The sequence below is a fragment of the Bacillus sp. FJAT-29790 genome (assembly GCF_019039215.1).
Lineage (GTDB): Bacteria > Bacillota > Bacilli > Bacillales > Cytobacillaceae > Cytobacillus.
In genome coordinates, this window is record NZ_JAHNZZ010000001.1 from 436,373 (window position 1) to 455,852 (window position 19,480).

General features: G+C 39.6%; 15 protein-coding genes. All 15 read left to right on the plus strand.

The window, feature by feature from the left end; genetic code table 11:
- Nucleotides 1-55: 55 nt before the first annotated feature.
- The 15 genes from BGM26_RS02125 to smc all read left to right on the plus strand — a co-directional run bounded on the left by BGM26_RS02125 (nt 56) and on the right by smc (nt 19,450).
- A complete protein-coding gene (locus BGM26_RS02125) occupies nt 56-1,654 on the plus strand; it encodes an ATP-binding protein (RefSeq protein ID WP_254118919.1) in 1,599 nt (532 codons plus the stop codon).
- The gene (locus tag BGM26_RS02130; RefSeq protein WP_217038097.1) at nt 1,626-2,294 is read left to right on the plus strand and encodes a response regulator; all 669 of its coding nucleotides are present in this window, start codon (nt 1,626-1,628) and stop codon (nt 2,292-2,294) included. The genes BGM26_RS02125 and BGM26_RS02130 overlap by 29 nt, the downstream gene beginning before the upstream one ends.
- Nucleotides 2,295-2,510: 216 nt before the next feature.
- Nucleotides 2,511-3,554: a DctP family TRAP transporter solute-binding subunit gene (locus BGM26_RS02135; RefSeq protein WP_254118921.1), complete on the plus strand. Its 1,044-nt coding sequence runs from the start codon at nt 2,511-2,513 to the stop codon at nt 3,552-3,554.
- Between the two features lie 108 nt (nt 3,555-3,662).
- Entirely contained in the window at nt 3,663-4,706 is a 1,044-nt protein-coding gene (locus tag BGM26_RS02140; RefSeq protein ID WP_217038098.1) for a DctP family TRAP transporter solute-binding subunit, read from the plus strand.
- A gap of 97 nt (nt 4,707-4,803) precedes the next feature.
- A complete protein-coding gene (locus BGM26_RS02145; RefSeq protein WP_217038099.1) occupies nt 4,804-5,301 on the plus strand; it encodes a TRAP transporter small permease in 498 nt (165 codons plus the stop codon).
- On the plus strand, nt 5,282-6,553 hold the full coding sequence (locus tag BGM26_RS02150; RefSeq protein WP_217038100.1) for a TRAP transporter large permease: 1,272 nt from the start codon (nt 5,282-5,284) through the stop codon (nt 6,551-6,553). Before BGM26_RS02145 ends, BGM26_RS02150 begins: the two co-directional genes overlap by 20 nt.
- Nucleotides 6,554-7,075: 522 nt before the next feature.
- Nucleotides 7,076-7,981 carry a nuclease-related domain-containing protein gene (locus BGM26_RS02155; RefSeq protein ID WP_217038101.1) on the plus strand — a complete coding sequence of 302 codons (906 nt, stop codon included), beginning with the start codon at nt 7,076-7,078 and terminating at the stop codon, nt 7,979-7,981.
- Nucleotides 7,982-8,622: 641 nt separating this feature from the next.
- Nucleotides 8,623-10,671, plus strand: a complete 2,049-nt coding sequence (recG, locus tag BGM26_RS02160; RefSeq protein WP_217040605.1) for an ATP-dependent DNA helicase RecG — start codon at nt 8,623-8,625, stop codon at nt 10,669-10,671.
- Nucleotides 10,672-10,787: 116 nt separating this feature from the next.
- A complete protein-coding gene (gene fapR / locus BGM26_RS02165) occupies nt 10,788-11,387 on the plus strand; it encodes a transcription factor FapR (protein WP_217038102.1) in 600 nt (199 codons plus the stop codon).
- Entirely contained in the window at nt 11,371-12,381 is a 1,011-nt protein-coding gene (plsX, locus tag BGM26_RS02170; protein ID WP_217038103.1) for a phosphate acyltransferase PlsX, read from the plus strand. The genes fapR and plsX overlap by 17 nt, the downstream gene beginning before the upstream one ends.
- Before the next feature lie 226 nt (nt 12,382-12,607).
- Nucleotides 12,608-13,555, plus strand: a complete 948-nt coding sequence (gene fabD, locus BGM26_RS02175; RefSeq protein ID WP_217038104.1) for an ACP S-malonyltransferase — start codon at nt 12,608-12,610, stop codon at nt 13,553-13,555.
- Nucleotides 13,552-14,295, plus strand: a complete 744-nt coding sequence (gene fabG / locus BGM26_RS02180; RefSeq protein ID WP_217038105.1) for a 3-oxoacyl-[acyl-carrier-protein] reductase — start codon at nt 13,552-13,554, stop codon at nt 14,293-14,295. The genes fabD and fabG overlap by 4 nt, the downstream gene beginning before the upstream one ends.
- Nucleotides 14,296-14,579: 284 nt before the next feature.
- Nucleotides 14,580-14,813: an acyl carrier protein gene (locus BGM26_RS02185; RefSeq protein ID WP_217038106.1), complete on the plus strand. Its 234-nt coding sequence runs from the start codon at nt 14,580-14,582 to the stop codon at nt 14,811-14,813.
- Between the two features lie 285 nt (nt 14,814-15,098).
- Nucleotides 15,099-15,851 carry a ribonuclease III gene (rnc, locus tag BGM26_RS02190; protein WP_217038107.1) on the plus strand — a complete coding sequence of 251 codons (753 nt, stop codon included), beginning with the start codon at nt 15,099-15,101 and terminating at the stop codon, nt 15,849-15,851.
- A 32-nt stretch (nt 15,852-15,883) separates the two neighbouring features.
- Complete coding sequence (gene smc / locus BGM26_RS02195) at nt 15,884-19,450, plus strand: chromosome segregation protein SMC (protein ID WP_217038109.1); 3,567 nt, start codon at nt 15,884-15,886, stop codon at nt 19,448-19,450.
- The last annotated feature ends 30 nt before the right edge of the window (nt 19,451-19,480 follow it).

A 19,480-nucleotide genomic window follows, 5' to 3' on the forward strand; every position in this document is an offset into this window, starting at 1 on the left:
GCCTCTTCGGTAGTTTATTAGAGGAGTTCTATAGTAAAGAGGTGATAGATGGATTATGACCAGAATTTCTTTGCGCGTGAAAATGTTTATCTTCTCATTTATTCTCGTTGTTTTCTCGGTCGTAACGAGCGGCTGGATTATGATACACAATATTTCAGGTGCTTTTGAAAAGGAATTGGGTGCGCGGGCGATTGCGATTGCGCGTACAGTGGCGCAGCTGCCAGACATCAAAAGCCATGTGGGGGAAAATGGCGGTTCTGTCATTATTCAGCCAATCGCAGAAAGAGTTCGATTAGCAACAGATGTTGATTATATTGTTGTCTTTGATATGAATCGGTTACGTTATTCCCATCCTTCAGAGAGTAAGCTAGGAACGACATTTGAAGGGGGCGACGAACAGGCAGCATTATCCGAACACGAATATATTTCGAAAGCCCAGGGGGTGTTAGGGTACGCCATTCGCGCTTTTGTTCCGATTATGAATGAGGAAGGTGTAAGGCAGGTTGGGGTTGTTACTGTTGGTATTTTGTCCCCGACCATTCATAGTTTAGTTGTTGAATACCGTGATGATATGTTCTTTTCTTTGTTTTGGGGTTTATTGATTGGTTTTATTGGTTCCCTTTTTATTGCGAATCATTTAAAAAAGCAAACGCTAAACCTTGAACCATACGAAATTGCTCGTCTTGTTGAGGAGCGTTCCAGTATGATGCAGGCGATGGATATTGGTATTTTAGCGACCGACGAAAAAGCAAACATTATTTTTATGAATCGTTTGGCTAAGCAGTACACGAAATTTCATGGTCACACAGTCACGGTTAGTGAGATGTTTCCCGATACTTGGCTTGCAAAGGAATCTCAAGGAAGCAAGGAAGTCATTTACCGCCCCTTACTGTGCCATGGCATCATGTATTTAGTGAGGATTTATCCAATTAATGTTCAAGATCGGCCTGTCGGCTCCCTTATCATGATGACGGATCGGAAAGAAGCCCATATGCTTGCAGAAGAATTAACGGGAATAAAAACCCTTGTTGATGCATTGCGTGCCCAAAATCATGAGTATATGAATAAATTGCATAGTATTGCTGGCTTAATCCAGCTAGAACGGACAGAGGATGCATTAAACTTGATTGTCGACGAAATTTCTGATGAACAAGATGTTGTTCAGTTTTTAAAAGATAATATGGCTGATTATTCCGTGTTAGGACTTTTACTCGGGAAAAGATCACGCGCGAAGGAACTCGGCGTCGCACTCATTATTGATGAAGAATCGTTTTTGGCGGAAATTGTGAATGGATTTTCTAGTGGAGACCTTGTTACAATTATTGGGAATTTAATTGATAATGCAATGGATGCGTGTTCGAAACTAGATGAACGGACTGTGACCTTCTTTATTCAAGGAGATACTGAATTTTTATTTATAGAAGTTCAAGATAGCGGGCTTGGCCTGCCAGAACAGCCAGAAAGAATTTTTGAATACGGTTTCAGCACAAAGGCGAAAGAAGGAAGGGGAATCGGATTGGCGCTAGTTAAACAAATTGTCGAAGCAAACAAGGGTGAAATTTCATTATCTTCAAATTCTGATTCAGGCACGACAATTGCTGTAAAAGTGGGGGAGGTGCATGGAAATGCCGAAGATTTCCGTTTTTATTGTTGAGGATGATCCGATGGTGCTGGAAGTAAATAAAGGTTTTCTGGAAAAGATGACCAGCTTCACTTTAATTGGAATGTCAGCCAATGGAAAAGATGCATTAACGCAAATAATAAAGCTAAAACCTAATCTTGTGTTGCTGGATATGTATTTGCCGGATATTTCAGGATTGGAGATTTTGGTCGAACTACGAGCAAAACGGGTTCCTTGTGACATTATTATGATTACAGCGGCTCGAGACGCTGTAACTATTAAGGAAGTCATGCGTTTAGGTGCGGTTGATTATATGGTGAAACCTTTCCGGTTTGATCGGTTTAAAAAGTCTCTTGAAGACTATTATAAAATGACAAAAAAAATAAGCGGACTTGAACATTTGAGGCAGGAAGATATTGATGAATGGTTAGGCAGTTCCGGCAGCGCAGAAGAGCTACCAAAAGGATTGAACGAACTGACAATGAAACAAGTTTTACTTGGTTTAGTTGGAGAAGAAATTCCAATCACCGCGGAACAATTAGCGCAAAATGTGGGGATGGCAAGGGTAACAGTAAGAAAATATTTAGATTTTCTGGCCAGCAAGGAAAAAGTTTATATTGAGATGAAATATGGGAATGTGGGGAGGCCAACTAAGTTTTATTCCCTGAAATAAAAAATATAAAAATAAGTATAGGTCCACCCAAGGCCATTTTTGTTCCTATTAATACGCTGTGCAGAAGATAGTAGCCCTTAAATGTTTTGCAAAAATAAAGGATAAAAAGCAGAGACCAAAAAGACCAAAATGTTCAATATTTTCTTAATGTTGAATTTAATCAAAAAGTATATAAAATAACAATAATCAGATTATCTATTAATTTGGAGGATTCAATTGTACCTAAATAATATTTGCAAACGGAATACTATCCTATTTATCTGGGGGCTACTTCTCGTTTTCTTATTTGGCTGTCAATCGACCGGTTATCCGATGGATTTTGAGCAATTAAGTGAAGAAGAGCGAATTGTTATTCGTTTTTCCCATGTTGTTGGTGAGGAAACACCGAAAGGATTAGCTGCTCGTAAGTTTGCTCAGTTGTTGAAAGAACGTAGCAATAACTATGTAGAGGTACAAGTATTTCCCAATGGTTTCCTTTATAAAGATGGCGAAGAATTGGAAGCGCTTTTACAAGGCGATGTTCAGATGATTGCGCCGGCGACGTCAAAAGTGACTTCCCTCATTCCTGAATGGTCTGTCATCGATTTGCCGTTTGCCTTCGATTCATATCAAGAAGTTCATGATTATTTAGCAGGACCGATTGGCCAAGAGCTTGCCGCGGAATTTGATAACGAAGGACTCCTTATGTTAGGAATGTGGGATAATGGCTTCAAACAGATGAGTAATCGCTCATATCCGATTTATCGTCCCGACGATCTCGAACAGTTAAAGATGAGAATTATGCCAAGCGATATTATTTATCGGCAATTTTCACTTTCTGGAGCGGTACCAAAGGAACTCGATTTTAATAATGTGTTTCACCACTTGGAAAATGGGGATATTGACGGACAGGAAAACACGCTGTCCAATATTACAAGCAAAAATCTTCATTTGCTGCAAAACTACTTAACGGTTAGCAACCATGGCTATTTAGGCTATGTATTATTAATGAACAAACAATTTTGGGACGGGCTTCCCGACAACGTACAAAAGCTCATACTGGATACGTTAGAAGAGGTGAATGAATGGGAGAGGGAGACCGCTCACAATTTAAATGCTAAGAAACTAGCTGAATTGGAATCTTGCGACTGTATCAACATCTACCATCTTACAACTGAAGAACGCCAAACATGGGAAAGAGCTTTTAAACCGGTTTATGACTTTTACGCAGAGCGGTTTGGAGCTGAATATATAGATTCACTTCCAAAATTCAGGAAGTAATCCTGATTTTTTACATGAATAAAAGGGGCGTGAGAATACTAGTTTTTATATGGTGAATTTCATGTAAGCGAAGTAATAATTTAGCAAATTAATAGGGGGGAAATTAGAATGAGAAAAATGCTTTTGATTAGTATTATTAGTTTGTTTGCGCTGATTGCAGCAGCATGTTCAGGCGGAAGTAGTGAAAGTACTGGAGGCTCGGAAGAGAAAAAACCAGCCGCAGAAACGAAACCAATTGTGATTAAATTTTCACACGTTACAGCAATTGATAGTGTAAAAGGGAAAGCAGCTGATCGCTTTGCCGAGTTAGTCGCAGAGAAAACAGACGGAAAAGTAAAAGTAGAAGTATATCCGTCCTCTCAATTATACGGAGATAACGATGAATTAGATGCACTTGTTTCTGGAAATGTTCATATGATCGCTCCATCTGTAACAAAAATGGTTAAATTGGATCCACGTTGGCAGTATGTTGATATGCCTTTCTTATTTGAAAATCAAGAGCATGCACACAAGTTTTTCGAAAGTGATGTTGCAAAAACTTTATTAAATAGTGATCAATTAGCAGCTAATGATATCATGGGCCTAGCATTTTGGGAAAATGGATTCAAGCATTTTACAAATAATAAACACCCATTACAAAAACCTGCCGATTTTGCTGGGCTTAAATTCCGTGCACAAGCAGGAAAAGTGTTAGAGGCACAATTCAATGCTCTTGGTGCTGGTAGCGCGACGATTGCTTTCGGTGAAACTTACGCTGCCTTACAACAAGGAACTGTTGATGGACAAGAAAATACTTACAACAATATTGATACTCAAAAATATCAAGAAGTACAGAAATATATGTCTCTAAGCCAACATGGTCGCTTAGACTATGCGATTTTTGTTAACAAGCCATTCTGGGCCAAAATGCCGGAAGATATCCGTGCACAAGTAGAGGAAGCACTGAAAGAAGCAACAGAACTTGAATGGAAACTGGCAACAGACGAAAATGCGGCAAGTTTAGAAAATATTAAAAACTCCGGAAAAATTGAAGTTCTTGACTTGACTGATGAAGAGCGCGCTGCTTTGGCAGAAGCTTTACAACCTGTATACGATGAGTTCAGTAAAACAATTACTCCTGAACTCATCGATGGCATTCGTGGTCTAAAGTAAGCACTCTCGGGTGTCGATCTGAATTTTGATCGACACTTGTGCATTTTTACGAGCAGAGCGTGTACTTAATTATCAGGACAAAGAAGGAGTGCGATAAATGAAGAGCTTGAAAAAGTTTTGGGATTTATTTGAGGAAATTTCAGCGGGAACGTTCTTTTTCGCGGGAATTACGCTCATATTTTATGGTGTATTAATGCGATATGTCTTTAACGAGCCAAAAGCTTGGGTTGAAGAAGTCGTTAGATACGTGATTATTTGGGGAACGTTTCTCGGATTTGGTGTTGCACTAAGGCATAACCATCATATTCAAGTTGATATTGTTTATGACAAGCTTTCAAGACGCGGTAAACGTCTTGTTGATTTTTTCGCAACGTCAGTAAGTATTTTGTTTTGCGCTGCTTTTACGTATTACGGCCTTATTCTCGTTGAGAACAGATTTAACTCAGGGATGGTTTCCCTCGATGTTGGCATTCCAATGTGGATCGTATATTTGATTTTACCGATTTCTGGAACTTTATTTTTAATACGTTTTATCGAACGGCTGGTTAATTTGCTGCGAGGAAAGGAGGAGCAATATGATAATCCTATTACTTAGTATTTTCTTCGTATTAATGGTACTTAGAGTACCGATTGCCATTAGTCTCGCCTTATCAACAATGGTTGTTCTCGTGCAAAGTGACTTTAACATGACCATGGTACCGCAAAGAGTATTTACAGCGCTCGATTCGTTTCCGATGATGGCAATTCCGGGCTTCGTGCTCGCAGGTGTATTACTTGCCCGCGGCGGAATTTCAAAATATTTAATCCAAGCATTGAGAGCATGGGTTGGACATTTGCCAGGAGGTTTATCTGTTGTTACGATCCTTGCTTGTATGATTTTTGCCGCTATTTCTGGTTCAAGTCCAGCGACAGCAGCCGCAATTGGATCGATTATGATCCCGGCGATGGTGAATGCCGGTTACGATAAAAAGTACTCAATGGGACTCGTTGCGGCCGCAGGAACACTAGGGATCCTCATTCCACCAAGTATTCCCTTAATTATCTACGGGATAACGGCTGAGGAATCAATTGGAAAGCTGTTTATGGCTGGTGTCATTCCTGGTCTATTTCTCGGAGGAGTTCTCATTGTGTCAGCTATTTTTTATGCAAAGCGAAACGGTTATGGAAAAGGGGAAAAAGTTTCTTGGGAGGAAAGGGGCAAAAGCTCGCTAAAAGCGATTTGGGGCGCTTTTTTACCAGTGCTTATTCTTGGCAGTATATATAGTGGGGTCGTCACACCGACTGAATCAGCTGTTATTGCAGTGTTCTATGGAATTATTGTCTCTGCATTTATTTATAAAGAGCTTCACTGGAAAGACGTTCGACCGATTATTGTTGAATCACTTAATATAACGGCAATGATTTTCTTAATTATTGGAGCAGCCAGCCTGTTTGGACTTTATCTAACGAACGCGCAAATCCCTCAACAGATAGGTGCATGGATTGCTGACAGTGATGTGAATAAATGGACATTCATGATTATTGTAAATATTCTATTCTTTATTATGGGTATGTTCTTGGAAGCTGTTTCAATCATTCTCATTACGCTGCCTATTTTGCTTCCAATGCTCAAGCATTTTGATATCAATTTAATTCATTTTGCAATCATTATGACAATTAATATGGAATTAGGTATGATTACACCACCAGTAGGCTTGAACTTATTTGTCGTAAGCGGCATAGCCAAAGAAAAACTCGGTGCAGTAGTTAGGGGTGTAATCCCTTTTATCTTCCTGATGATTTTAGTGCTTATTGTTGTCGTAATATTCCCGCAACTCTCGCTCTGGCTACCTGAACGAATGCAATAACTTAATTAGGCGTGAAATAAATAAAACAAAAGTGCTTGATATTATGTGCGACCTATGAAAGACATACTGATTGTATAAAAAATAGGGAGTCTTCCTCAAATTTTTAGAGAGTTTAGTGTTATAACTTACTCAATAAGACATTCGGGGAGGTACTCCTTTTTTTTGAAAAAAATAGGCAAAACCATTAAGCGGTAAGATCATAAGAAACGATGGTGAAGAGACACATTATTTAACTCGACTTAAGAGTTAGCCTTTTTGTAAAAAATATACCTTCCTATTAAGACTCGTGCTTCTTATTAACAAGTTCTTGTGCAAATTGATTTAAAGTTTATCGATAAATCTTTGGGTTGTATCTCTGCTAATGATAAGTGGATCGTCTACTTGGGATAAATAGCACGATATGCAACATACACTTGTTTTTTCAAAAGGTTACTAAAATATTCATTATGTTTTGATTATTATATTGAATTTTTTATTAAAATAGAATTGAAGTTTAGAATAGTAAGAAAGGATGATTTAAAAATGGCTTATAGGTCTCGGACTGAACCATGGAAATTAACCATTCTAAGATTGTTAAAAACACGAATGACTTTGTCAGAAAAAGACAGCCAGCACTACTTAAGTCTTAAAAAAGGTTATGAGGGAGAGGTAATGTTTGATGCATTGATAGAAAATCTTCAGTGTGATTGTTATATTTTAAATGATTTGCTATTCAAGATTAATAACTCAATGTTTCAAATTGACACCTTGATTATTGCTTCAGAAAAAGTCTATTTTTATGAAGTGAAAAATTATGTAGGAGATTATTACTGCGACTCAAATCAGTTATACAAAGTGCCTAGGTCTGAATATAATAACCCACTTCACCAATTGAACCGAAGCGAATCCCTGCTTCGTCAATTGCTCCAAGATATAGGAGTTACTCTCCCAATTGAAGCCAAAGTAGTTTTTATCAATCCCGAGTTCACCTTATACCAAGCTCCCCTCGACAAACCTTTTATTTTTCCAACACAGGTCAAGAGATATTTGAAAAAATTAGATGCGACGCCGTCAAAATTAACTGAATATCACATGAAGCTAGCTGATAAGCTTATTTCTCTTCATACCGAGGAAAATCCTTATACTTTATTACCGCCTTATAATTATGAGCAGCTGAGAAAAGGAATTACCTGCAAAGCCTGTAGCTCATTTTTAATTTCTGTTCAAGGACATTATTGTGTTTGTAGCGATTGTGGGCAGGAACAGCTGGTCACAGATGCTGTTTTGCGTAGCGTGAAGGAATATTTACTCCTCTTTCCTAGGGGGAAAATCACTACTAATATTATTTATGATTGGTCTGGCGGAGTGAAAGATAAAAGAACAATTAGAAGGGTGTTATTAAAAAAATTTAAAAAAATTGGAACTCATCTAGGGACCTACTATGAGTGAGTAAAACAAGATGCTGGCATTCAAGCGCTGTCCAAAGTCAAAATGTCGTAAAAGGTGAAAAGACGGACACTTCAAGGGGAATCAAGCGTTAGAATGTCCGTTAAGGGAGAAAAGACGGACACTTCCAGAGGAATCAAGTGTTAAAATGTCCGTCAACGATGAAAAGACGGACATTTCAAGAGGAATCAAGCGTTAAAATGTCCGTCAACGATGAAAAGACGGACACTTCCAGAGGAATCGAGCGTTAAAATGTCCGTCAACGGTGAAAAGACGGACACTTCCAAAGGAATCAAGCGTCAAAATGTCCGTTAACGGAGAAAAATACGAGCCTGCCCTGTTGCTAGGATAGTAATGCAAAAGGGATGAGGCATTTTTTGTAATTTTCAACATTGGACAGGCAGTGGACAATAATCTTGAAAAATATGATAGGATGAGTATATGTGTTCTAGTATGCTGTCTCCTTCGAGAGTATAGAAAGGCAAAAGAGACTAAAAAGGCCATGAATGAAGGATGTTTATAAGAAATTAATATTCAAATTTATAAAAAATATAAAATCTACTAGTAACTGTGAAAGGGGGTTCGGCGGCTAGTCCAAAAGGTGAAGCTTTAGGAGCGTGGATCTTTGGCAGTCCGCTAAAAACGTGAATCATAATCTAACTCAGTCTATTACTGCCATTAAAGGAATCGGTTCAGAAACAGCAGAAGCTCTAGCTGAAATGAATATTTTAACCGTCAAAGATTTATTAGAGTATTTCCCGTTTCGTTATGAAGATTACCGGATGCGGGATTTAGCAGATGTGAAGCACGAAGAGAGAGTAACGGTTGAAGGGAAGGTTCATGGTGAGCCTTCTCTTGTCTACTATGGAAAGAAACGATCGCGGTTAACCGTAAGAGTGCTTGTCGAAAGATATCTTATCCAAGTCGTTTTATTTAACCAGCCTTATGTTAAAAGTAAAATTGCTATAAATGAAACAGTCACGGTGACAGGGAAATGGGATCAGCACCGTCAGACGATTACAGCGAATGAAATACATATCGGTTCATATTCTAAAGCTAAGGATTTCGAACCGGTATACGCTGTGAAGGGGAAAATAACCGTAAAAGGATTAAGACGTTTTATTAATCTCGCATTCTCGCAATTTGGGGGCTGCATTGAAGAAACATTACCGGATCGATACTTAACAGAATATAAGCTAATGAACCGGTTGACCGCTTTAAGGATCATGCATTTTCCGACAGACCAGCAGGAGCTTAAGCCGGCGAGAAGGCGGTTCGTCTATGAAGAGTTCTTTTATTTTCAATTGAAAATGCAGGCTCTGAGAAAGATCGAAAGAGAGCAGTCAAAAGGGATTAGTCAATCGTATCATCTCGAAAAGCTTAAAGCATTCATTCATTCTCTGCCATTTACATTAACAGCTGCCCAAAAGCGGGTCGTAAATGAAATCCTTTCCGACATGAAATCACCCTACAGGATGAATCGGCTTTTGCAAGGGGATGTAGGATCGGGAAAAACAGCGGTAGCGGCAATCGCCCTCTATGCAAGCAGGACAGCTGGCTTTCAAGGGGCACTTATGGTTCCGACGGAAATTTTGGCCGAACAGCATGCAGAATCATTGAAATCAATGCTTGAACCTTTTCAAATCCGCTGCGAGCTCCTGACCAGCTCTGTGAAAGGCAAACGACGAAGGGAACTATTACAATTGTTAAAAGAAGGAGAAATCGATGTTTTAATCGGTACCCATGCTTTAATCCAAGACGAAGTTGAGTTTCATAATCTTGGCCTTGTGATAACAGATGAGCAGCACCGTTTCGGGGTTGAACAGCGAAGAGTTTTGAGGGAAAAAGGTGAAAGCCCTGATGTGCTGTTTATGACAGCCACCCCGATTCCGAGAACCCTTGCCATTACTGTTTTTGGCGAAATGGATGTGTCAATCATTGATGAAATGCCTGCAGGAAGAAAATCAATTGAAACCTATTGGGCAAAGCCCGACATGCTTGATAGAGTTCTCGGATTTGTGGAAAAGGAATTGGCAGCCGGCCATCAAGCATACGTGATTTGTCCCCTCATTGAAGAATCCGATAAACTTGATGTCCAGAATGCGATCGATGTTCACAGCACATTGACCCATTATTTTAATGGACGTCACCAAGCTGGATTGATGCATGGTAGGCTGACATCAGATGAAAAAGAGACAGTTATGAAGGCTTTCAGTGGAAACGAACTTCAAGTTCTCGTTTCGACAACGGTTGTTGAGGTTGGAGTAAATGTTCCGAATGCGACCATGATGGTCATTTATGATGCGGAGAGATTTGGCCTTGCCCAGCTGCACCAGCTAAGGGGAAGGGTCGGTAGAGGAAGCGAGCAATCCTATTGTATACTCCTGGCCGATCCAAAGTCAGAAGTCGGGAAAGAGCGCATGAAAATCATGACTGAAACAAATGATGGCTTTATCCTTAGTGAAAAGGATCTGGAACTAAGAGGCCCCGGGGATTTCTTTGGAAAAAAACAAAGCGGGCTTCCTGAATTCAAGGTTGCAGATATGGTTCATGACTACAGGGCATTAGAGACGGCGAGGAATGATACAGCACAGCTCATTCAGACAAATGAATTTTGGCATTCCCCTGAATATCTGCATTTAAGAAATTATTTAAAGGACTCAGGTGTTTTAGAAGGGGAAAAGCTTGATTAATTTAAAGTATGAGAATTGTCTAGATCCGGCGCCTCCGCTTTTCTGCTTGCAATCTGTTTTTTAAAATCATATACTACTATTAGTACCTAGTCTTAATATCTCGGACGGTGTGATAAATGCGAAGAAATAAAAAAGAACGGCAAGCTTTATTGAAGGAGACAATAAAGGAAAATCCTTTTATTACAGATGAAGACCTTGCTGAAAAATTTTTAGTCAGTGTGCAAACGATTCGGCTGGACAGGCTTGAATTATCCATACCGGAATTGCGTGAACGGATTAAACATGTTGCAGAGAAAAAATTTGATAATGAAGTGCGATCATTGCCGATCGAAGAGATCATTGGCGAGATTATTGATATAGAACTGGACAAAACAGCGATTTCTATTTTAGATATAAAAGAAGAGCATGTATTTAAGCGCAACCAAATTGCCCGTGGACATCACCTATTTGCTCAGGCTAATTCATTAGCGGTTGCTTTAATAAATGACGAGCTTGCATTGACAGCGAAAGCGAATATTAAATTTACCAGTTCAGTGAAAGAAAATGAAAGAGTCATTGCCAAAGCAAAGGTTGTGCAAATGGATACGGATAAAGGCAGGACGATTGTGGAAGTAGCTAGTTTTGTTAACAATGAGTTAGTCTTTAAAGGTGAGTTTGATATGTATCGCTCAAAAAAATCAATAAAGGATGAATATGAGCATGATAGTAGCAGTTGATGCAATGGGAGGCGATCATGCTCCTAAAGAAATCGTTCTTGGAGCAATGAAAGCTGTTGCTGAATTCAAGGATATTTACATAAAGCTCGTTGGCGATGAGCGAAAAATTAATGAACATTTAACAAGCAGTGAAAGAATTGAAATTATACATACGGATGAGGTTATTTTACCAACCGATGAGCCTGTAAGAGCTGTGCGGAGGAAGAAGAATGCCTCCATGGTTCTTGCTGCACAGCAAGTAGCGGAAGGGAAGGCAGATGCCTGTATTTCGGCTGGAAACACCGGTGCACTTATGGCAGCCGGACTTTTTGTAGTCGGGCGGATTGAAGGGATCGAACGTCCAGCGCTTTCTCCGACCTTGCCAACAATTGGCGGCGAAGGATTTCTGCTACTTGACGTAGGCGCAAACGTGGATGCTAAGCCTGAACACCTGCTCCAATATGCAATTATGGGTTCGATTTATGCGGAAAAAGTCCGTGGAGTTTCAAACCCAAGAGTAGGTCTTCTGAACATTGGCACAGAAGAGAAAAAAGGGAATGAGCTCACGAAAAATTCATTTGAACTTTTACAGCAGGCAGATATTAATTTTATCGGAAATGTAGAAGCACGTGATTTGCTTGAAGGTGCAGCTGACGTAGTTGTTACTGACGGATTTACCGGCAATATGGTATTAAAAACGATTGAGGGCACCGCGCTTTCCGTTTTTAAAATGCTAAAAAGTGCTTTGACAAGCAGCTTTAAAAGTAAGATGGCGGCTGCTGTTTTAAAGCCTGATTTAGTCCAACTGAAATCCAAAATGGATTACTCGGAATATGGCGGCGCAGGTTTGTTTGGTTTGAAGGCACCTGTCATTAAGGCACACGGCTCTTCTGATGCAAATGCAATATATAATGCAGTTCGGCAAACACGAAATATGGTTGAAAACAACGTTTCGAATACGATAAAAGCGGCTATTGAAAAAGAAGCTGAGAAAAAGTTTTATTCGGAAAAATGATTGTTCAGCAGAAGTCTCCTACTTCTATAAGTGGTGAGATTAATGCAAATAGGTATCCAATTCAGTGGGGGTTCAACCTCTGGCTGAATAAAGTTAAGCCTTCGGCGGATGCCTCAGATTTTTTAATGGAATTTATCGAGTAAGCTTGATAAAAAATTTGGGCGCAAATACGCCAAGGCGAATTTGATTTATCTAGAAAGTTTGATTCAAACAAGGAGGAGACTATATGGGTAAAATCGCATTTTTATTTCCAGGCCAAGGGTCTCAAACAGTCGGGATGGGAAAAACATTAGCTGAAGCTGATGAAAGGGTAAAGTCATTTTTTGATAAAGCGGACGAAAAACTGGATTTTCCTCTTTCAAAGCTTATTTTTGAAGGTCCGCAGGAAGAATTGACATTGACTACAAATGCACAGCCTGCCTTATTAACAACAAGTATGGCTATTTTAGCGTTTTTTAAACAGTCAGGGATTAATCCTGATTATGTTGCCGGTCATAGCCTTGGCGAATATACTGCTCTAGTTGCTGCAGGCGCATTTTCCTTTGAGGATGGTGTTTACGCTGTCCGAAAAAGAGGAGAATTGATGGAAGAAGCCGTTCCAAACGGGGAAGGCACGATGGCGGCCGTATTGGGTCTTGATCGAGACAAGCTGCGTGCTGTTACGGATGAGGTTACAAAAGAAGGAAATTCAGTGCAGCTCGCAAACTTAAACTGCCCTGGCCAAATTGTTATTTCAGGCTCGAGAAAAGGGGTAGAAATTGCCTCGGAAAAAGCAAAAGCAGCAGGGGCCAAACGTGTTCTTCCTTTAGATGTTAGCGGCCCATTCCATTCAGAGCTTATGAAACCAGCTGCTGAAAAGTTCAAAAATGTACTTAATGATATTGAAGTAAACGATGCACAGACACCAGTTATTGCTAACGTAACTGCTTCAGAAATGGCATCTTCGAATGAAATTAAAGAGAGATTGATCGAACAATTATATTCTCCAGTTCTTTGGGAGGATTCTGTACAAAAGATGATTGATTTAGGCGTGGATACCTTTATAGAAATTGGACCAGGGAAGGTCCTGTCTGGCCTTGTGAAGAAAGTGAATCGATCAGTCAAAACGTATTCGGTTTCAGATGAAGAAACATGTAATTCAGTGATTGAGGCTTTGAAGGAGGAAATACGATGAAGTTAGAAGGAAAAACAGCCCTTGTAACAGGTGCTTCACGTGGGATTGGCAGGGAAATTGCTCTTGAACTAGCAAGGCAAGGTGCTAATGTCGCGGTGAATTATTCCGGAAGTGAAGAGAGAGCAAACCAAGTGGTTGATGAAATCAAAGCACTAGGAAGAGAAGCGTTTGCGGTCCGATGTGATGTTTCAAATGGTGAATCGGTTGCTAGCATGGTAAAGGAAACAATCGATACATTTGGTAAACTTGATATTCTTGTTAATAATGCCGGAATAACAAAAGACAACTTATTGATGAGAATGAAAGAAGATGAATGGGATGATGTCATTAATATCAACCTTAAAGGTGTCTTCTTATGTACAAAAGCAGTATCTAGGCAAATGATGAAACAGCGAAGCGGACGTATTATCAATATATCATCGATCGTCGGCACGAGTGGAAACCCCGGTCAAGCAAATTACGTTGCTGCTAAATCCGGTGTGATTGGGCTGACAAAAACAACTGCTATGGAACTTGCTTCACGCGGAATAACCGTTAATGCGATTGCACCAGGATTTATCACGACGGATATGACAGATAAGCTAAGTGAAGAAGTAAAAGATCAGATGTTAAAACAAATTCCATTAGCTCAATTTGGGGAGCCGTCTGATATCGCGAACGCTGTTGTTTTCCTTGCATCTGATGACAGCCGCTATATGACAGGGCAAACCCTCCATGTAAACGGCGGAATGTTTATGTGATTAGAATTTAGAGGTGGGAATTGTAAAAATCGGCATTCACCGATAGTCTTTATATAAGGCTGTTAACGTAAACTTTTTTGCTATATTAGTGTGATTTTATATATAAATCAACGGGCAAACTTTTAAAGCCAAAAATAACAAACTATGCGAAAAGAGCCTTATATAAAAATGCCATCTCCTAATAATAGAGCAAATTGAAATGACATGTAATAAAAATTATTGATAAACTAAGTTTATTAATTACGGAAAATACTCTATAATGTCTTGAGGGGAGGTGAATACGCATGGCAGATGTTTTAGAACGTGTAACGAAGATCATTGTTGACCGTCTTGGTGTTGAAGAATCTGAAGTTAAATTAGAAGCTTCTTTCAAAGATGATCTTGGCGCTGATTCCCTTGATGTTGTTGAATTAGTAATGGAATTAGAAGATGAGTTCGATATGGAAATCTCTGACGATGATGCTGAAAAAATCGCTTCAGTCGGTGACGCTGTAACTTACATACAAGCTAAGCAATAATCGATGAGATCCTATTAAACTTTTACAGTGAGGGTTTTTAACCCTCACTGCACATGATTTTTGGTATTTCCTGTCCGTTATTACCTGCTTTCTTACCAGGTAGTTACGGACAGTAAATACTTCAGTGAAAAGCTCCGTTCAAAGACGGGGCTTTCTTCTATGAAAAAGTGGCTGTTACAGCCAAGTTTTTTTAATCAGCGAAGTAGCCCTTAAAGCTTCTTTGCGTTTTTTATTTTTATTACGTAAACTTATATTTGATTGAAACTTTAACTAGGGTGAGGCTATATGAATATGAACGGAAAAGATAGAGAAAAAAGGATATCTCGCACGATCGATAAGCAATTTAAAGACTTTCAAAAAAAGATTGGGATCGAATTTCAAAATGAAAAACTCCTAAAACAGGCATTCACCCATTCATCCTATGTGAATGAGCATCGCAGAAAACCGAATGAAGATAATGAAAGACTTGAATTTTTAGGGGATGCTGTCCTGGAGTTAACGGTCTCACAGTTCTTGTTTATTAAATATCCGATGATGAGTGAAGGGGAATTAACGAAATTAAGGGCTGCGATTGTTTGTGAGCCGTCCCTCGTTTCATTTGCCAATGAATTATCCTTTGGCGATCTTGTGCTGCTAGGAAAGGGTGAAGAAATGACAGGTGGAAGGGAAAGGCCTGCACTGCTTGCAGATGTCTTTGAAGCATTCATTGGCTCCTTATATTTGGATCAAGGCCTAGATACAGCTGTCAGTTTCCTAAAAAAGGTTGTATTTCCAAAAATTGATGCAGGAGCCTTTTCTCATTTGATGGATTATAAAAGTCAGCTACAAGAGCTGGTTCAGCGTGACGGTGCAGGTTTAATTGAATATAAAATTCTACAGGAAAAAGGTCCTGCACATAACCGGGAATTTGTTTCAAGAGTTTCGATGAATGGCAAGGAATTAGGTACAGGCACCGGACGTTCGAAAAAAGAAGCAGAGCAGCATGCTGCCCATATGGCCCTAAAGGTTTTGACAAACAAGATTCAGAACGAACGCTGAAATAAAAGATAAGAGATTAGGGGGAGCAGCAGTTGTTTTTAAAACGGTTGGATGTACTTGGCTTTAAATCGTTTGCAGAAAGAATCATGGTTGATTTTGTACCGGGTGTCACTGCTGTTGTTGGTCCGAATGGAAGCGGGAAAAGTAATATTACCGATGCAATCCGTTGGGTTTTGGGGGAACAATCCGCCAAATCACTTAGGGGAGCAAAAATGGAGGATATTATTTTTTCCGGCAGTGATTCAAGAAAATCATTAAACTTTGCAGAAGTTACGCTTACTTTAGATAATGAAGATCAATTTTTGCCTATTGAATATAATGAGGTTAGTGTGACACGGCGCGTATACCGGTCAGGAGAAAGCGAATTTTTAATTAATAAGCAAACATGCAGGCTAAAAGACATCGTTGATTTATTTATGGATTCCGGACTAGGAAGAGAGGCTTTTTCGATCATTAGCCAAGGAAGAGTCGAGGAAATCCTGAATAGTAAAGCTGAAGAACGCAGGACGATTTTTGAAGAAGCGGCCGGAGTGCTTAAATATAAAACAAGAAAGAAAAAGGCTGAAGGAAAACTAACGGAAACGCAGGACAATTTAAACCGGGTGAACGATATCGTCTACGAACTTGAAAGCCAGGTTGAGCCATTAAATATGCAGGCGTCGATTGCGAAGGATTATTTAGAGCAAAAAGCTGAGCTCGAAAAAATTGAGGTAGCATTAACTGTCTTTGAAATTGAGGAGTTGCATGCGGAATGGGAACAGCTTACGAATGAGCTCGATCTGCATAAAAAAGACGAAATTCAGCTTTCCGCAAATCTGCAAGGCAAAGAGGCTAAAATCGAAGAACTAAGGGACCATGCATCCGCATTAGATGAATCGATCAATGATTTGCAAAGCGTACTGCTTCATGCAAGTGAAGAGCTTGAAAAACTGGAAGGCAGAAAAGAAGTCTTAAAGGAAAGAAAGAAAAATGCTTCGCAAAATAAAGATCAGCTTCAAAAAAGCCTTGAAGAACATACGGAAAAAAAGCTAGCCCTGGATACCCAGAAAGCCAGTCAATTTACTATTCAAGAGCAATTAGAAAAAGAAGCTCTCAAGCTGCAAAATGAATTAAAGGAAAAACAGGGTCAGCTCAAGCTGCTTAGCGAAAACACTGAACAGAAGATCGAATCGCTTAAAAGTGATTATATTGAAATGCTCAATATGCAAGCCGCCTCCAAAAACGAGCTGCAAAACATTGACCAGCAGCTTAATCAGCTAGGAATGCGGAACTTAAGGCTTGAACAGGAAAATGAAAATTCACTTCAGGAGCGTAAAAAACTAGCTGAAAAAAAACAAAAAATCATGGCTCAGATTGTATCTATGCAAAAAGAATTGGAAGATCAGGTCCATCTTTTTCGCGATGAGCAAAGGAAGCTGGAATCTGTTAAAAATAACTACCAAAAGCAAGAAAAGACACTTTACCAAGCGTATCAATACTTGCAGCAGGCAAAATCAAGACAAGAAATGCTTGAAGAAATGGAAGATGATTTTTCTGGATTTTTCCAAGGCGTCAAAGAGGTCTTGAAGGCTAGAGGAGAAAAGCTTCAAGGCATTGAAGGTGCTGTTGCTGAATTAATTCAAGTTCCTAAGCAGTATGAAGCCGCGATCGAAACGGCATTAGGCGGAGCTATGCAGCATATCATCGTTAAAACTGAACAGGATGGAAGAAATGCCATTCAATATTTGAAGAAAAAATCTTTTGGCAGGGCTACCTTCCTACCTTTAAATATAATCAAGGGTAAAAGCTTAGGCTCCGGTCAGCTTCAATCTGTTCAACAACATCCTTCATTTGTCGGCGAAGCCGCAAAATTAATTCGTTTTGATGCCAAATATAAGGAAACAATGAGTAATCTGCTTGGCAATGTAATCATTACGAAGGATTTAAAAGGCGCGAATGAAATGGCAAAGCTCCTACAATACCGTGTAAGACTTGTTACTCTTGATGGAGATGTTGTCAATCCAGGCGGATCAATGACAGGTGGAGCGCTCAAACAAAAATCCTCTTCCATTTTAAGCAGAAAAGGCGAACTGGAAGAATTGAAAGCTAGAATTGCTGATATGGAGGCAAAAACAGCCCATTTAGAACAACAAGTAAAAACGCTAAAAATCGATATTCAAACAATGGAAGGACGTATAGACAATCTTAGAAAAGTGGGAGAAGATGTTCGCCTGAAGGAACAGGGCGCGAAAGGTGATCTTCGTGAAGTGGAATTTGAGGAGAAAACCTTGAATGAAAGGCTTTCACTTTATGATATGGATCAGGCCCAATTTTTTGAAGACAAAGAGAGGCTGGCAGAAAGGAAGTCAGAGTTGCAGATTTTACTATCAGACTATCAGTCAAAAATTGCTTCCTTCGATCAGGAAATTGCGCTGCTGACAGAAAGGAAAAATACGATACAAATCTCTAAAGAAACCCTGTCTGCAGAGATCAATGATTTAAAGGTCAGCTTTGCCTCAAAAAGCGAGCAATTGAACGCAGCAAAAGATAAATATGAAGTCCTTCAAGCTGAATCGGCAGCCAACATGGAAAAGCTGGAGACGATTAAAGAGGATCTTGGCCTTTTATCATCGGAAATGACGAATAGTTTTTCCGGTGAACAGCAATTAGAAGAAGCTGCGAGAAGAAAGCTTCAGGATAAAACGGAAACAGTCGGTTTAATTTCCTCAAGAAGGGAAGAGCGCATGAAGCTGCAAACCGTTCTTGAAGATTTAGAACTGGAAACAAAAGAGCTGAAACGTCAGCATAAAGGATTAATCGGCGGTTTGAAGGATGAGGAAGTAAAGCTGAATCGTCTTGATGTCGAGCTTGAAAATCGCTTGAACCATCTAAGGGAAGAATATTTGCTGAGCTTTGAAGGGGCTAAAGAGGAGTTTCCATTAGGAATCCCAGTTGATGAAGCAAGGAAAAAGGTAAAACTCATAAAGCTAGCCATCGAAGAATTAGGTACCGTCAATCTTGGTGCCATTGAGGAATATGAACGCGTATCTGAACGATATGAATTTCTCCTTGAGCAAAAGAATGACCTTCAAGAAGCGAAGGAAACATTATTCCAGGTCATTGATGAAATGGACATAGAAATGACAAGGCGTTTTGAACAAACATTTAAGGGGATCCGCGCTCATTTCGAATCTGTTTTTCAGTCATTATTTGGCGGGGGAAGAGCTGATCTGCGCCTTACAGATCCAGAGGATTTGTTGAATACAGGCGTTGAGATTGTTGCCCAGCCACCAGGGAAAAAGCTTCAAAACCTAGGGTTATTATCAGGAGGAGAGAGAGCTCTTACTGCGATTGCGCTCCTATTCTCGATTTTGAAGGTCCGTCCCGTACCATTCTGTATTCTTGATGAAGTGGAAGCCGCTTTAGATGAAGCAAATGTATTTCGTTTCAGTCAATACTTAAAAAAATACAGTTCAGAGACTCAATTTATTGTCATTACACATCGAAAAGTGACGATGGAAGAGGCTGACGTTTTATACGGAGTGACGATGCAGGAGTCAGGTGTGTCGAAATTAGTTTCTGTTCGACTGGAGGAGACGAAGGAATTAGTTGGAAAATAAAGTGGGCTTTTGACTGACCTGATGTTTTTA

Coding starts and splice junctions, on each gene's coding strand:
- fabD (WP_217038104.1), top strand. CDS start 12,608: ATGGGTAAAATCGCATTTTTATTTCCAGGCCAAGGGTCTCAAACAGTC.
- plsX (WP_217038103.1), top strand. CDS start 11,371: ATGATAGTAGCAGTTGATGCAATGGGAGGCGATCATGCTCCTAAAGAA.
- BGM26_RS02185 (WP_217038106.1), top strand. CDS start 14,580: ATGGCAGATGTTTTAGAACGTGTAACGAAGATCATTGTTGACCGTCTT.
- BGM26_RS02155 (WP_217038101.1), top strand. CDS start 7,076: ATGGCTTATAGGTCTCGGACTGAACCATGGAAATTAACCATTCTAAGA.
- BGM26_RS02150 (WP_217038100.1), top strand. CDS start 5,282: ATGATAATCCTATTACTTAGTATTTTCTTCGTATTAATGGTACTTAGA.
- fapR (WP_217038102.1), top strand. CDS start 10,788: ATGCGAAGAAATAAAAAAGAACGGCAAGCTTTATTGAAGGAGACAATA.
- BGM26_RS02125 (WP_254118919.1), top strand. CDS start 56: ATGACCAGAATTTCTTTGCGCGTGAAAATGTTTATCTTCTCATTTATT.
- rnc (WP_217038107.1), top strand. CDS start 15,099: ATGAATATGAACGGAAAAGATAGAGAAAAAAGGATATCTCGCACGATC.
- BGM26_RS02130 (WP_217038097.1), top strand. CDS start 1,626: ATGCCGAAGATTTCCGTTTTTATTGTTGAGGATGATCCGATGGTGCTG.
- BGM26_RS02145 (WP_217038099.1), top strand. CDS start 4,804: ATGAAGAGCTTGAAAAAGTTTTGGGATTTATTTGAGGAAATTTCAGCG.
- BGM26_RS02140 (WP_217038098.1), top strand. CDS start 3,663: ATGAGAAAAATGCTTTTGATTAGTATTATTAGTTTGTTTGCGCTGATT.
- fabG (WP_217038105.1), top strand. CDS start 13,552: ATGAAGTTAGAAGGAAAAACAGCCCTTGTAACAGGTGCTTCACGTGGG.